We start from the raw sequence: 13320 nt of genomic DNA on the forward strand, positions 1-13320 counted from the left end.
GGTTTTGGATGAAGGCTGGGAGAATATTAAGTGGTATGAGACCAACGGGGAAATTGCATTTGGGGCATCTTTTGGGAGTTTTAAAGAATTGGGTAGAACTTCAAGATTCCTATGAATGTTTTTTTGAAATTGCTGACTGGCATGCCTTGACCACACATTATAGGGAGACAGAAGAGGTGAAAGATAATGTTTTTAATATGATATGTGATTGGTTAGCAGTGGGAATAGATCCTAACAAAGCTGTGATATTTAGGCAATCAGATATAACTGAGCATGCTGAACTTTTTCTGTTATTTTCCATGTTTGTACCCTTACCATGGTTAGAAAGAAATCCTACCTATAAAGAGCAGTTAAGAGAGATGGAAGGAAGAGACCTTTTTACATATGGATTCTTAGGGTATCCTGTTCTCCAAGCTGCAGATATTTTAATTTATAGAGCTGATACTGTCCCTGTTGGAGAGGATCAGTTACCTCATTTAGAACTTACTCGAGAGATAGCAAGAAGATTTAATTATTTTTATTCTCCCATATTTCCAGAACCTCAAGCTAAACTTTCTGATGTCCCAGAACTTGTAGGGACAGATGGGAGAAAAATGTCAAAAAGTTATGGCAATACAATTCCTTTAGATACAGAGGAGGAAGAACTTAAAAAGATAATAAGAGGGATGGTAACTGATCCTGCACGTATAAGGAGAAATGATCCAGGACATCCAGAAGTTTGTACTGTTTTTGCTTATCATAAAATCTTTAATAAAGAGGAAACTGAAGAGATTGCAGAGGCCTGTAGAAGGGCTGAGATTGGATGTGTGGAGTGTAAAATGAAACTTTCAGAAAAATTAAATAGTTTTTTGACACCTATTAGGGAAAAACGTAAGGTTTATTTTAATGATGAAAAGACTACTTGGGATATTCTATTTGAAGGAAATAAAAAGGCTCGAGAAGAAGCCCAAAAAACCATGGATATTGTTAGAGAAGCTATGGGATTAAAGGTAAAATGGTAATTAATCCATTTCTCACAATAAAAGAATTTTTGCAAAAGGAGATTGATATATCTATTTTTCCTCTTAAGGATTTGATTGATCAGTATTACTCATTGGGAGAAAATAAGTGGAATGATCTTGAGCTTACGACATCTTTTTTAGATGTAACAGTAGAAATATTAGAGAGTAAAATTAAAAGATTATTCGGTTTAAGAAAGAAGGATATATCTGACGGAGAGAAAAAGGAAGATGAATTTTTGCTTTTTTCTGATGATTGGAGAGAATTGGTTCCTTATCTAAAGGAAAAAGAGGAAAGGAGCCTTCTCATATTTAGACGAGATTTTAGCAAAAAGGAAGACGTATTAATTTTGAATCAAAATGAAAAAATAAATTTGACAGAAATTTATCTTCTCTTTCTGGAAAGAAAAAAAAGCTTAATACAGAATTTAAATTATTTAGAGGATCATTTTACAATAGATATTGAAAATAAAGCTTTGGATATTATGGCTAAAAAAGAAGGAAAATTTTCGGAGATAGTGAAGGGGAAAAATAAAATAGATAAAATCTGTTATTTTCTTGCTTTATGTGATTTAGCAAATAAAGGAAAGGTTGTGGTTTTCCAAAATGAATATTTAGGAGAGATAATTTTTAAAGTGGTGGAAGATGAGAGAGTTGAGACAAAAGTATAAAAAACAGATAGAAGCTATTCTTTTTGTTTCTGAGAAACCTATTTCTTCTAAGGAGATAGCTAAAATCTTGGATATAGATGATAAAGAGGTGGAGGAATTATTGGAAGAACTTAAAAAAGAGTATGAAGAAAGAGGTATTAATATTTATAAAATAAATGATGGATATGAATTTGCAACCTCTCCAGATGCTGCAGAAGCTGTATGGAGATATACATCTAAGGGTACTGAGAGATTATCAAGATCAGCTTTAGAGGTGCTTGCTATAATCTATTATCATCAACCTATAACAAAGACTGAGATAGAAGCTATAAAGGGAACAAAAGTTGATGGAATTCTTTCTAATTTATTAGAGCGAAGGCTTATAAGGATTATAGGAAGAAAAGAGACTATTGGAAGACCCTTTATATATGGAATTGGAGAAGAATTCTTTAGATATTTTATTATAGAAGATAAAAAAGAATTAGAGGAAAGAGTTAAAAAATAGGTATGGAAAGACTTCAAAAATATATTGCAGAATGCGGTTTTGCTTCTCGTAGAAAAGCAGAGGAACTTATTATTCAAGGTAAGGTAAAAGTAAATGGAAATGTAATAACTACCTTAGGTTATAAAATAGATCCAGAGAAAGATAGAGTAGAAGTAGAAGGAAAAATTTTAATTCCAGAAAAAAAGATCTATTTGGCTTTATATAAGCCTGTGGGCTATATATCAAGCTTATATGATCCCTTTGGAAGAAAAACAGTAAAAGATCTTTTATTAATCAAAAATATATCCTATAGGGTATATCCTGTAGGAAGATTAGATCAAGATAGCGAAGGTCTTTTACTTTGTACTAATGATGGGGAGATTGCTAATTATATTATTCATCCGAAATATAAAATACCTAAGGTTTATGAAGTAATGGTAAAAGGAATTCCGAAAGAAGAAGAGTTGAAAAAACTGAGAGAAGGTGTTATTTTAGAAGAAGGAAAAACATTACCAGCTGAATTTGTAATACTTTGGGCTAAAGGAAATATAAGCATGCTTAGAGTGGTTTTATATCAAGGGTGGAAAAGACAGATAAGGAGAATGTTATCCTTGTTTAATTATGAAGTGTTAAAATTGAAAAGGATACAAATAGGAGAAATAAAGCTTGGAAATTTAAAACCAGGAGATATTAGGTTTTTGAGTAAAAGAGAGTTGACATGGTTGGAGAGACTAAAAGCTTAGGAGAGATATTTAGAGAAGAGAGAGAGAAGAAAGGATTAGATTTAAAAGAGGTTTCTTCTCTTTTAAAGATAAGTTATAGATATTTAGAAGCTATAGAGAATGATACTTTTGATAAGGTTAATCTATCTGATTTTTATAAAAAGGCAATCATTAAGAAATATGCAAATATTATTGGCCTAAATGAAAGTAATATCATAGATTTATACTACTCACAGTATGGGAGAAAGGAAGATAAAATAGAGATACCTTTACAAAATAAGGATAGAAGTAGTTGTGAGTGGAAATATGGAGTATATATCTTGGTTGTTGTTATACTCTTAACAACTATTTTTATATCATCATATTTTCAATCAAGATCAATAACTCAAAAAGAACCTACATATACTCTTTATTCTATAAGTAATCAGCAAGAAAGTTCATATACATATTTCCTTGGAAGCTTTACTTATACTTCTACTGAGACGATCTTTCCCCAGGGTGAAAATACATTAAGTTCTACTATAAAGGTATGTGCCAATGAAAGAACTTGGATTAGGGTTTTCAATGATGAAAAAATTATTTATGAGGGAATTTTAAATAAGGGAGATACATTAACTTGGACTTATACATCTTTATATTTTCATATAGGAAATGCAGGGGGTATAGAAATATTTTATAATGAACAAAGCATGGGAGTTTTAGGAAAAAGAGGAGAAGTAATAAAAGTAAAGGTACCATGAAAAAGGCAGGTATAATACATTTAGGTTGCGCTAAAAATCAAGTGGATACAGAAATAATTTTAGGATTTTTGAAAGAATTAGGATATACTCTTACATCCTCAGAAGAAGAGGCAGATATTCTATTAGTTAATACTTGCGCTTTTATAAAACCTGCTTTAGAGGAATCGGAAAGTAATATACGTTCATTAGAAAAATATAAGAAATTAGGTAAAAAGATAGTAGTTACAGGTTGCCTTGTGGAAAGATTTAAAAAGGATTTGGAGGGTAAATTCCCATTTGTAGATTTGTTTATAGGTCCTGGTGAATATATGAATTTCAAAAATTTGTTGAATAAGGATAACGGATTTACGGAAAAAGTTATTACCTCTCCAGCTTCTAACTTTCTTTATACTTCTGCAATGACCCGATTACTTTTTACTCCTTATAGTGCATATGTGAAAATATCAGAAGGATGTAATAATTTTTGTAGTTATTGTACTATTCCGTATATAAGGGGTAGGATGCGAAGTAGAGAGATAGAAGATATTGTAAATGAGGTAGAGAAATTAATAAGAAATGGTGTAAAAGAGATTAATATGATATCTCAAGATACCACAAGATATGGTGAAGATTTGTATGGAAAACCTTCCTTAGCAAGACTTCTTAGTAAGCTTGAAAAAATTGAAGGAGATTTTTATATAAGATTGCTATATTTGTATCCAAGTAGATTAGGTAATGAAATTATCCAACTTATAAAGAATTCTGAGAAGATTGTGCCTTATTTTGATATTCCCTTACAACATGTTAATGATGAGATCCTTAAAAATATGAATAGAAGTTATGGAAAAAATGAAATAATTAATATTTGGAATAAGATTCGTGAAAATTTTCCTGATGCTATAATTAGAACTACATTTATTGTTGGATTTCCAGGAGAATCAGAAAAAAAGTTTGAGGAATTATATAATTTCATACAAGAATACTATTTTGATAGACTTGGAGTTTTTCCATATTATCCGGAGGATGGTACCAAAGCCCAAAATCTTCCAGAGCAAATAGATGAAGAAGAAAAGAAAAAAAGGGTAGATATTATTATGAGTACACAAAAGGAAATATCTAAGGATTTAAATAAAAAGATGGTAAATAAAGAGTTAGAAGTTATAGTAGAAGGTTTTGATGGGCGATATTTTTACGGAAGAAGTTGGAGAGAAGCTCCAGAAGTAGATGGTCTTATCTACATAGTAGGGGCAGAAAAAAAGAAAATTAAAATGGGCGAAAAAGTAAAGGTTAGAATTAAAAAATACAAATCTTATGATTTATTAGGAGAGATAGTATGAATATTCCTAATTTCCTTACTATTTTCCGTATTTTCTTAACTTTTCCTATCCTTTTACTTTTTCCGAAGAGTCCTTTTTTATCTTTTGCTTTATTCTTATTAGCTATTCTGACTGATTATTTAGATGGAGAAATTGCTCGAAGGTATAACAAAATTTCTAATTTAGGTAAATTTTTGGATCCGTTAGCTGATAAGATCTTGGTTATAAGTGTTTTAATATATTTTGTTAGTATGAATTTGATTTCGCCTTGGATTGTAATATTTATTCTTTTCCGAGAATTTATGGTTACGGGATTGAGAATGGCATTACTACAAAAAAATATAATTCTCCCTGCATTAAGATCAGGTAAGATAAAAACAGTTTTTCAAGATATGGCTATAATTTTTTTTATTCTAAGCCTACCTTTAAAAGAGTATTTGATAGGAATTGCTTTAATTTTGACTTTATATTCTGGAGCTTATTATTTTTACAAATATGGCAAAGAAATCTTCTAAAGACATAAGTTATAAAAGATTATTTATAGCCATAGATTTTCCAGAAGATCTAAAGGAAAAGATTTTTGTTTTTCAGAAAAGTGTAAGAAATTCCATAATTGGTAATGTAAAATGGGTCGAAAAAGAGAATTTTCATCTTACTTTAAGGTTTATAGGAGAAGTTTCTGAAAAGTATGTTGATGAAATTAAAGAGGTTTTGGATGAGGTAAGTCACTATGTAGAGTCTTTTTCTATAACTTTAGAGGGTTTTGGGGGATTTCCGTCTCTTAGTTCTCCAAGAGTATTATGGATAGGAATTAAAGATGGATTAGGAAATTTGGAAAAGATCTTTGATCTTATTGAACGACGTTTGGTAAAAAAAGGAATACCAAAAGAGAAAAAGCCTTTTTCTCCTCATCTAACTCTTGGAAGGGTTAAAGAGAATATTAGAATTTTACAGGATTTTGATTTTAAAAAGGAAGAGATTTTAGTTGAAGAAATTGTACTTTTTGAAAGTACTCTTACTCCTCAAGGACCTATATATCAACCAATTTATAAAGTAACTCTTAAAAAACATATATAAATAGAAAAAAATCTTAAAATAATGCAAAAAATAGGATAAAGAAGAATAAATTTTCAAAAAACTCCTATTTTTAGTTATTTTTCCTAGAAAATCTCTTGATAAATGATGGTGTTAGTGATAAAATTGCTTTCGTAAAATTTTTGAGAAAGGAGGCGGGACCGAGGTGAATATCACTGGGAAATCCTTAGGAAGACATATTTTAGCTGAGATGTACAATTGCAACCGTGAAATATTAAATGATGTGGAAAAGATTAAGGAAATAATGGTAAATGCAGCTGTTGTTGCTGGAGCAGAAGTGGTTGAGGTTGTATTTCACAAATTTAGTCCATACGGTGTAAGCGGGGTAGTAGTTATATCTGAATCTCATCTTGCTATACATACATGGCCAGAATATGGATTTGCTGCTTGTGATCTTTTTACTTGTGGAGATCATGTTAATCCATGGAAGGCTTTTGAATATTTAAATAATTATTTGCAGGCAGAACAAGTAATAACTTTTGAGGCCAAGCGCGGTATTCTCCCAATAGAGGAAGGTAATTTTAATTATAAACCTAAGGAGGAGAAGGAAAAGGAAAAAGAGACTGTAGGTTGACTGGTAAAAAATAATATTGGAAAGGTGGACAATTTATGGATGCTTATTGGATAATTGAAAAAAATCATCCCAGTGAGATTCACTGGCATGGTATAAGTAGGTTTTATTATACAGGGCAATCACCTTTTCAAAAGATTGATATTATAGAAAGTAGTTTTTATGGGAAGTGTTTAGTTTTGGATGGAAGAATTCAATCCAGTGAAAAGGATGAGTTTATATATCACGAGGCAATAGTACATCCTGCTCTTGTTTTAAATCCATCCAAAGAAAAGAAAGTTTTGATTATGGGAGGAGCTGAAGGTGCCACTCTGCGTGAAGTTTTAAGACATAAAGATGTAAAGGAAGCGGTAATGGTGGATATAGATGGAGAAGTAGTTAGGGTTTCAAAAGAGTTTTTGCCAGAGTGGCATCAAGGTTCTTTTGAAGACCATAGAACAAAACTTATTATAGATGATGCAAGGGCTTACTTAGAAAGAACAGAGGATCAATTTGATGTAATTATAAGTGATTTATCTGAACCTATGGAAGGAAGTCCAGCCGTTAAATTGTTTACTTATGAGTTTTATAATATTGTTAAACAACATTTAAAGGAAGATGGAATTTTTGTAATGCAGGCGGGTACCACACATCATTTAAAGATATATTTCCATACAGTGATGAACTCAACATTAAGAGCTATTTTTAAAAAGGTTAGATCTTACCAAGCTTATGTACCTGCTTATGATTTCATATGGAGTTTTATATTTGCAAGTGATAAAATAGATCCAAAAGAATATTCGGAAAAAGAAATTGATGATATATTGAAAAATAAAGGCTTAGAGGGGCTGAAGTTTTATGATGGGGAAACCCATAAAATGATGTTTTCATTACCTAAAAATCTAAGAAATATAATTGAAAAGGAAAACAGAGTAGCATATGATAATGCTCCTCTATATGCGGTAGAGGATTAAAAGGGAGGTTTTTAATGTTTTGTTGTGATGAATGCCCATATTATAATGAGTGTTTGAATCACAAGATAGGATGTTGTCAGAAGTGTCCTCACTATAATAACTGTTATGATGTGAGAGAAGGATATAATTCGGAGGGATAATTTTATGGCAAAGAAAGCAAAAACCAAAAAAGAAAAGAAAATGCAAATTATCAGGATAGTTGCGCTGATTGTGTCGGTATTTTTTTTAGCAAGCATATTCATACTTTGGGGAATGTATTTTATTGGTAGATGAATATAAATAGGATAGCCCTTATAGGTTTCATGGGTAGTGGGAAAACCACAGTAGGTTTATTTTTGTCGAAAGAGTTGAGTTATCCTTTTATTGATTTGGATTGTTATATAGAAGAAAAAGAGGGGGAAAAAATAACTAAAATTTTCTCTGATAAGGGTGAAGATTATTTTAGAGAAAGGGAGTCATTTTATCTTAATAAAGTGATAGAGGATTATGAAAAAGTTATAATCTCAACAGGAGGGGGAATTATACTAAAGGAAGAGAATAGAAAATTATTAAAAGAAAAATCCTTTGTTATTTACTTATATAGTAATTTTGATACCTTAATAAATAGATTGCAAAAAGAAGAAGAGTTTGAAAAAAGACCAATTCTTAAAAGAGATATAAAAGAAGTTAAAGAGATATATGAAATGCGACAAAAGTATTATAGAGAGACTGCCCATTTGATTTTAGATACAGAGGGGAAAAATCCTAATTTAATTGTTAAAGAGATAGTTAAAGGTCTGCAAGCATATGGAAAAGTGTAAAATATTATTAATACATGGTCCAAACCTTAATCTTTTGGGTATTAGAGAACCCCATATTTATGGGGATTTAGATTTTAAAACTTTGAATAATATTATTATAAAAAAAGCACAGGAGAAGGGGTTTGAGATAACTATTTTGCAATCTAATTGGGAAGGTCAGATTATAGATTGGATTCAGGATTTAGGTAGTAAAGTAGACTTTATTATTATTAATGCAGGGGCTTTAACCCATTATAGTTATGCAATAAGAGATGCTATAACTGCCGTAAAAAAGCCCACTATAGAAGTTCATTTAAGTAATATTTATTCAAGAGAAGATTTTAGACATAAGTCAGTTATTGCTCCAGTATGTATAGGTCAAATATCAGGATTTGGAATTTATAGTTATTTTCTTGCCTTAGATTATATTTCTTACATTTGTAACTCTTGATTAGAAATCTTTTATTCATACTATTATCATCTCAAGTATACAACTTGACTATTTTTCTGTTATTATATATAATTTTTATAGATAGATATATGATGTAAATATATAAAAAAAATAACTATTTTGGTACCACAAAAATCGGTAGACTACAATCTGATTTAAAGTTTCATCTAAAAACAAATCTTTTGATATTCTCACTCTATAAAGGAGGTGGGGACTTATGGTAAAAGATAGGGTAGTTATAAATGTAGATTTTTTGAGTACTTATCCTCCAAGAGTATGTGGTATAGCAACTTTTACTGAAGATTTAGTATCTGAAATAGATAAAATTGCTCCTTTATATAATCCTTTTGTTAATACAAATGTTATTGCTATAAGTGATGATTTTTATCTTTATGATGAGAAAGTTATTAAAGAATTAAAACAATTTGAAGAGGAAAGTTATTTTGAAGTTGCACAATTTATCAATGAATCAGATATAGATCTTTTGGTAATACAACATGAGTATGGTATATATGGTGGGGAATATGGAGAATATCTTCTTCATTTAGTTGATAATACTAAGAAACCATTTATATTTGTTTTGCATACAGTCCTATTAAATCCAATCGACAAACAAAAGTACATTGTAAGTTATATCGGGTCAAAAGCAGTAAAAGTGGTAACAATGGCTAGAAATACAATTGAATTATTGGTGAATATTTACAATATACCTGAGGAAAAGATTTTACATATTCCTCATGGTGTTCCAATAAATACTAAAGTAGATAGAGAAAAACTTAAGAGAGAGCTTGGTTTAGAAGGAAGATTTGTAGTAAGCACATTCGGACTTATTGGACCGGGAAAGGGAATTGAATATGCTATTGAAGCTATTGCTAAAGTAAAAGATAAGATTCCCAGTATCATATATTTAATTCTTGGCAGAACTCATCCTGGTGTAATTAAGCATTCTGGAGAAAGTTATAGAGATAAATTGATGAATATGGTTAAGGAGTATAATTTAGAGGATCATGTAATGTTCGTAAATAGATATTTAACATTAGATGAGATTTTGAAATATTTACAATTATCAGATATCTATGTGACGCCATATTTAAGTAAAGAACAAGCAGTAAGTGGCACATTGAGTTATGCTCTTGCTTCTGGAAAAGTTATCATATCAACGGCTTATAGATATGCAGAGGAACTTCTTTCAGATGGAAGAGGAATATTAGTTGATTTTAGAGATTCTAATGCTATTGCTGAAGCTATTAAAGAAGTTTACTACAATAGAGATCTTAGAGAAGGTATTGAGAAAAAAGCTTTTGAATATGGCAAAAGTATGTGGTGGAATGTAGTGGCAGAGAAATATATAAAGTTGTTTGACGAAGTTGTAAATAAAAAGATAGAAACATTTAGTGGAAGGAGGTGGAAAAAATGGAACTTATTCGCCCCAGAGATGAACATTTATTCAGATTAACTGATGATACTGGAATTATTCAACACTCAAAGTTTGGAGTTCCAGATCCCCGTTTTGGGTATACTACCGATGATAATTCAAGAGCATTAATTGTTGCTACTATGTTCTATAGAAATTTTAGAGATGAAAAATATTTGGATCTTATATATAGATATTCATCTTTTATATTAAATGCTCAAACCCCAAAAGGTAACTTTAGAAATTTTATGAGTTATGATAGAAGATTTTTGGAAGATGAAGGTTCTGAAGATAGTTTTGGAAGAACAATATGGGCTCTTGGTTACTGTGTTTCTGAGAATATACTACCTTTAAATGTAAGAATGCTTTATAAAGAACTTTTGCATAATGCTTTGAAATATATTGAATATATAAAATCTCCAAGAGCTAAAGCATATGTTATATTAGGGTTATACTATTCTTTAAAAGAAAGCACCTTAGATAGAGCTCAAATTAAGGAATATGTTTCTCACCTTTCCAAATCCTTGGTAAGGCAATTTAGAGAAAATATGGATGAATCATGGAAATGGTTTGAAGATATAATGGCGTATAGTAATGCGATTCTTCCTCTCTCTCTTTTTGTGGCTTATAAGGTGTTAAGAGAAAAAGATATCTGGGATGTAGCATTAGATAGTATGGAGTTTTTAGAGAAAATTGTATTTAGATATGGATATTTTAAACCCATAGGTTGTAATGGTTGGTATATAAGAGGTGGAACTATAGCGGAATATGATGAACAACCAGTAGAAGCAGGAGAAATGATATTGCTTTACAAAGAGGCTTATGAAGTTCTAAAAGATGTAAGTTATATTGGTAAAGCTAAAGATGTCTTTATGTGGTTTCATGGAAAAAACTCAAGGAAAGTGTCTCTTATAGATAATGAGACATATGGATGCTACGATGCTATAACTCCTGATGGAGTTAACCTGAATCAAGGGTCTGAAAGCTTGCTTTCCTATCTATTAGCATATTTTACAATGATGGATTTACTAAGTGTTAGAAAAGAATTAACTGTAGTTTAGCCTGCTGTGATGCCTTTGATGGCAAGTTCTAAGTCTGAAGGATTAGGACTTGCCATCAAAGCTTCACTTGCTTCTATTATGTTTTTTCTATAGAGCTCTAATAAGTGTTGATTGAAGGATTGCATTCCTTCTAATTGACCTTCTTGAATAATCTTTGGAATCTCTGTTAGTTTATTCTCTCTTATCCATTTTCTTACAGTAGAATTCCCTATTAGAACTTCGCATGCAGGAACTAAGCCCATTTTATCTTTTCGTTTAAGAAGCCTTTGGGAAATAATTCCTACTAAGGTACTTGCAAGCTGAAATCTAACTTGATTTTGCTGGTGGGGAGGAAACATATCTACGATTCTACTTATTGTAGAAACAGCATCTATAGTATGCAAGGTGCTTAGTACCAAATGTCCAGTTTCAGCCGCCTGCAGGGTTACAGAAACGCTTTCAAGATCTCTTAACTCTCCTACCATAATTACGTTTGGGTCTTCCCTTAAAGCCATTTTAAGAGCTGAAGAAAAAGAAGCAGTGTCAATACCTATTTCTCTTTGAGAGATGAGAGATAATTTGTCTGTAAAGACATATTCAATAGGGTCTTCAATAGTGATGATATTTAGGTTCTCATTTTGATTTAAATATTCGATCATTGCTGCCAATGTGGTAGACTTCCCAGAACCAGATGGGCCAGTAACCAATATGAGACCCGCTCTCTTCATTACAAGACTTTTTATTATTTGAGGGAGACATAATTCCTCTATTGATGGTATATTAATTTTTATTAATCTCATGGAAATGGCTATGGTTTGTCTTTGGGTATAGACGTTTACTCTAAATCTTGCTAATCCTTTTTTTTCAAAAGGAAAATCTACTTCTTTGTTCTTTTGAAATATTTCTCTTGCTGTTGGAGGCATTATACTGAAGGCTAAGTTTTCTACCTCCTCTGAAGTTAAAGGATCCTCTTTTAATAAGACTATATCTTTCATGATTCTTACTGCAGGAGGTGTTCCCACTTTAAGATGGATATCTGAAGCATCAAGATTTATTGCAAGATTGATAATTTTTTCAAATTTATCAGGCCTAATTTTTCTCACCCCTCTATGGAAAGTTTTTCTAATCCTTCCATAATTTTATCATTAATTCTTAAGTTAATCACCTTTTCTGCTAATTTTAGTGCATTTTTAATAGCTTTGGACTTTGATCTTCCATGGGATATGATAACATTACCATTTATCCCAAGAAGAGGAGCTCCGCCAAATTCACTATAATCCATACTTTTTTTTATATTTCTGAATTTTGATTTTAGAAGTAATGCAAGAATAATACTCCACCATGAACTCTTTAATTCTTTTGATATTAATTCAAGTAAGGTTTCTGCAACCCCCTCTGCTGTTTTTATAGCAATATTCCCTACAAAGCCGTCGCATATAATTATATTAACTATTCCTTTAAATAAATCTTTTCCTTCCACATTTCCATAAAAATTGAAATAAGGTGTATTCTTTAATAAAGAATAAGTTTCTTGAACTAACTGATTACCTTTTCCCTCTTCTTCACCTATATTTAGTAATGCTATTTTAGGATTTTCTACATTAAAAATTGATTCCATATATATTTTACCCATTAAGGCAAATTGTACTAAATATTCCTTTTTACAATCTACATTTGCCCCTATATCTAACATAATAGTGGGTATGTTGTTTATAGTAGGAAGAACTGTAGTTATAGCTGGTCTTTTAATTCCCTTTAGCCTTCCCAAATAGAGTAATGCGCTACTCATTACTGCTCCAGTATTACCTGCAGATACCATTCCATCTACGCTTTTTTCCTTTATTAATTTAATAGATTTTACAATTGAGGAATCTTCTTTTTCTTTTACTGCAAAAGCTGGATGTTCGTGCATTTCTATTACTTCTTCTGCGTGAACTATTTCAATTCTATGTTTCTCAAATTTGTATTTGTTTAACTCGTATTCAATTAACGTTTTATTCCCTACAAGTACAATTGTTGATTTTATTTCAGGTAGTGATTCAATGGCTCCTTTTACAATCTCTATAGGAGCATAATCTCCCCCCATTGCGTCAAGAGCTATTTTCATAAAATAAAGTTCCTCCTTTCT

The 13320-nt window shown here is 30.9% G+C and carries 17 protein-coding genes; 15 read left to right on the forward strand and 2 right to left on the reverse strand.

Annotated elements, in window-relative coordinates:
* The first annotated feature begins 8 nt into the window (after nucleotides 1-8).
* From trpS to ACY3IT_RS04465, 15 genes are all read left to right on the forward strand, one after another.
* Complete coding sequence (gene trpS / locus ACY3IT_RS04395) at nucleotides 9-1001, forward strand: tryptophan--tRNA ligase (protein ID WP_463083568.1); 993 nt, start codon at nucleotides 9-11, stop codon at nucleotides 999-1001.
* Complete coding sequence (locus tag ACY3IT_RS04400; RefSeq protein WP_463083569.1) at nucleotides 995-1669, forward strand: segregation/condensation protein A; 675 nt, start codon at nucleotides 995-997, stop codon at nucleotides 1667-1669. The genes trpS and ACY3IT_RS04400 overlap by 7 nt, the downstream gene beginning before the upstream one ends.
* A complete protein-coding gene (gene scpB, locus ACY3IT_RS04405; RefSeq protein ID WP_463083570.1) occupies nucleotides 1644-2153 on the forward strand; it encodes an SMC-Scp complex subunit ScpB in 510 nt (169 codons plus the stop codon). The genes ACY3IT_RS04400 and scpB overlap by 26 nt, the downstream gene beginning before the upstream one ends.
* 2 nt (nucleotides 2154-2155) lie before the next feature.
* Nucleotides 2156-2875 (forward strand): pseudouridine synthase, encoded by a 720-nt coding sequence (locus ACY3IT_RS04410; RefSeq protein ID WP_463083571.1) that lies wholly within the window; start codon nucleotides 2156-2158, stop codon nucleotides 2873-2875.
* On the forward strand, nucleotides 2851-3594 hold the full coding sequence (locus tag ACY3IT_RS04415; RefSeq protein ID WP_463083572.1) for a helix-turn-helix domain-containing protein: 744 nt from the start codon (nucleotides 2851-2853) through the stop codon (nucleotides 3592-3594). Before ACY3IT_RS04410 ends, ACY3IT_RS04415 begins: the two co-directional genes overlap by 25 nt.
* The gene (gene rimO, locus ACY3IT_RS04420) at nucleotides 3591-4910 is read left to right on the forward strand and encodes a 30S ribosomal protein S12 methylthiotransferase RimO (RefSeq protein WP_463083573.1); all 1320 of its coding nucleotides are present in this window, start codon (nucleotides 3591-3593) and stop codon (nucleotides 4908-4910) included. Before ACY3IT_RS04415 ends, rimO begins: the two co-directional genes overlap by 4 nt.
* Complete coding sequence (gene pgsA, locus ACY3IT_RS04425; RefSeq protein ID WP_463083574.1) at nucleotides 4907-5404, forward strand: CDP-diacylglycerol--glycerol-3-phosphate 3-phosphatidyltransferase; 498 nt, start codon at nucleotides 4907-4909, stop codon at nucleotides 5402-5404. Before rimO ends, pgsA begins: the two co-directional genes overlap by 4 nt.
* A complete protein-coding gene (thpR, locus tag ACY3IT_RS04430) occupies nucleotides 5385-5966 on the forward strand; it encodes an RNA 2',3'-cyclic phosphodiesterase (RefSeq protein ID WP_463083575.1) in 582 nt (193 codons plus the stop codon). The genes pgsA and thpR overlap by 20 nt, the downstream gene beginning before the upstream one ends.
* 163 nt (nucleotides 5967-6129) lie before the next feature.
* Complete coding sequence (speD, locus tag ACY3IT_RS04435; protein WP_463083576.1) at nucleotides 6130-6558, forward strand: adenosylmethionine decarboxylase; 429 nt, start codon at nucleotides 6130-6132, stop codon at nucleotides 6556-6558.
* A 35-nt stretch (nucleotides 6559-6593) separates the two neighbouring features.
* On the forward strand, nucleotides 6594-7508 hold the full coding sequence (gene speE / locus ACY3IT_RS04440) for a polyamine aminopropyltransferase (protein ID WP_463083577.1): 915 nt from the start codon (nucleotides 6594-6596) through the stop codon (nucleotides 7506-7508).
* A 144-nt stretch (nucleotides 7509-7652) separates the two neighbouring features.
* Nucleotides 7653-7781: a hypothetical protein gene (locus ACY3IT_RS04445; RefSeq protein WP_463083578.1), complete on the forward strand. Its 129-nt coding sequence runs from the start codon at nucleotides 7653-7655 to the stop codon at nucleotides 7779-7781.
* Entirely contained in the window at nucleotides 7778-8308 is a 531-nt protein-coding gene (locus tag ACY3IT_RS04450) for a shikimate kinase (RefSeq protein ID WP_463083579.1), read from the forward strand. The genes ACY3IT_RS04445 and ACY3IT_RS04450 overlap by 4 nt, the downstream gene beginning before the upstream one ends.
* Nucleotides 8295-8738 (forward strand): type II 3-dehydroquinate dehydratase, encoded by a 444-nt coding sequence (aroQ, locus tag ACY3IT_RS04455; protein ID WP_463083580.1) that lies wholly within the window; start codon nucleotides 8295-8297, stop codon nucleotides 8736-8738. The genes ACY3IT_RS04450 and aroQ overlap by 14 nt, the downstream gene beginning before the upstream one ends.
* 217 nt (nucleotides 8739-8955) lie before the next feature.
* Nucleotides 8956-10194, forward strand: coding sequence for a glycosyltransferase family 4 protein (locus tag ACY3IT_RS04460; RefSeq protein ID WP_463083581.1), 1239 nt, complete (start codon nucleotides 8956-8958; stop codon nucleotides 10192-10194).
* The gene (locus ACY3IT_RS04465) at nucleotides 10152-11213 is read left to right on the forward strand and encodes a glycosyltransferase (protein WP_463083582.1); all 1062 of its coding nucleotides are present in this window, start codon (nucleotides 10152-10154) and stop codon (nucleotides 11211-11213) included. Before ACY3IT_RS04460 ends, ACY3IT_RS04465 begins: the two co-directional genes overlap by 43 nt.
* Here the strand turns inward: ACY3IT_RS04465 and ACY3IT_RS04470 are convergent.
* Both ACY3IT_RS04470 and plsX read right to left on the reverse strand, forming a co-directional pair.
* The gene (locus ACY3IT_RS04470) at nucleotides 11210-12295 is read right to left on the reverse strand and encodes a type IV pilus twitching motility protein PilT (protein WP_463083583.1); all 1086 of its coding nucleotides are present in this window, start codon (nucleotides 12293-12295) and stop codon (nucleotides 11210-11212) included. The genes ACY3IT_RS04465 and ACY3IT_RS04470 overlap by 4 nt on opposite strands.
* Nucleotides 12292-13299 carry a phosphate acyltransferase PlsX gene (gene plsX, locus ACY3IT_RS04475; protein WP_463083584.1) on the reverse strand — a complete coding sequence of 336 codons (1008 nt, stop codon included), beginning with the start codon at nucleotides 13297-13299 and terminating at the stop codon, nucleotides 12292-12294. Before plsX ends, ACY3IT_RS04470 begins: the two co-directional genes overlap by 4 nt.
* Between the last annotated feature and the right edge of the window lie 21 nt (nucleotides 13300-13320).

The sequence above is a fragment of the Dictyoglomus sp. GBS genome, assembly GCF_055179815.1.

Coding starts and splice junctions, on each gene's coding strand:
- ACY3IT_RS04465 (WP_463083582.1), top strand. CDS start 10,152: ATGGAACTTATTCGCCCCAGAGATGAACATTTATTCAGATTAACTGAT.
- ACY3IT_RS04445 (WP_463083578.1), top strand. CDS start 7,653: ATGGCAAAGAAAGCAAAAACCAAAAAAGAAAAGAAAATGCAAATTATC.
- scpB (WP_463083570.1), top strand. CDS start 1,644: ATGAGAGAGTTGAGACAAAAGTATAAAAAACAGATAGAAGCTATTCTT.
- ACY3IT_RS04410 (WP_463083571.1), top strand. CDS start 2,156: ATGGAAAGACTTCAAAAATATATTGCAGAATGCGGTTTTGCTTCTCGT.
- aroQ (WP_463083580.1), top strand. CDS start 8,295: ATGGAAAAGTGTAAAATATTATTAATACATGGTCCAAACCTTAATCTT.
- ACY3IT_RS04450 (WP_463083579.1), top strand. CDS start 7,778: ATGAATATAAATAGGATAGCCCTTATAGGTTTCATGGGTAGTGGGAAA.
- ACY3IT_RS04400 (WP_463083569.1), top strand. CDS start 995: ATGGTAATTAATCCATTTCTCACAATAAAAGAATTTTTGCAAAAGGAG.
- plsX (WP_463083584.1), bottom strand. CDS start 13,299: ATGAAAATAGCTCTTGACGCAATGGGGGGAGATTATGCTCCTATAGAG.
- speE (WP_463083577.1), top strand. CDS start 6,594: ATGGATGCTTATTGGATAATTGAAAAAAATCATCCCAGTGAGATTCAC.
- trpS (WP_463083568.1), top strand. CDS start 9: ATGAAGGCTGGGAGAATATTAAGTGGTATGAGACCAACGGGGAAATTG.
- ACY3IT_RS04415 (WP_463083572.1), top strand. CDS start 2,851: ATGGTTGGAGAGACTAAAAGCTTAGGAGAGATATTTAGAGAAGAGAGA.
- ACY3IT_RS04460 (WP_463083581.1), top strand. CDS start 8,956: ATGGTAAAAGATAGGGTAGTTATAAATGTAGATTTTTTGAGTACTTAT.
- thpR (WP_463083575.1), top strand. CDS start 5,385: ATGGCAAAGAAATCTTCTAAAGACATAAGTTATAAAAGATTATTTATA.
- rimO (WP_463083573.1), top strand. CDS start 3,591: ATGAAAAAGGCAGGTATAATACATTTAGGTTGCGCTAAAAATCAAGTG.
- pgsA (WP_463083574.1), top strand. CDS start 4,907: ATGAATATTCCTAATTTCCTTACTATTTTCCGTATTTTCTTAACTTTT.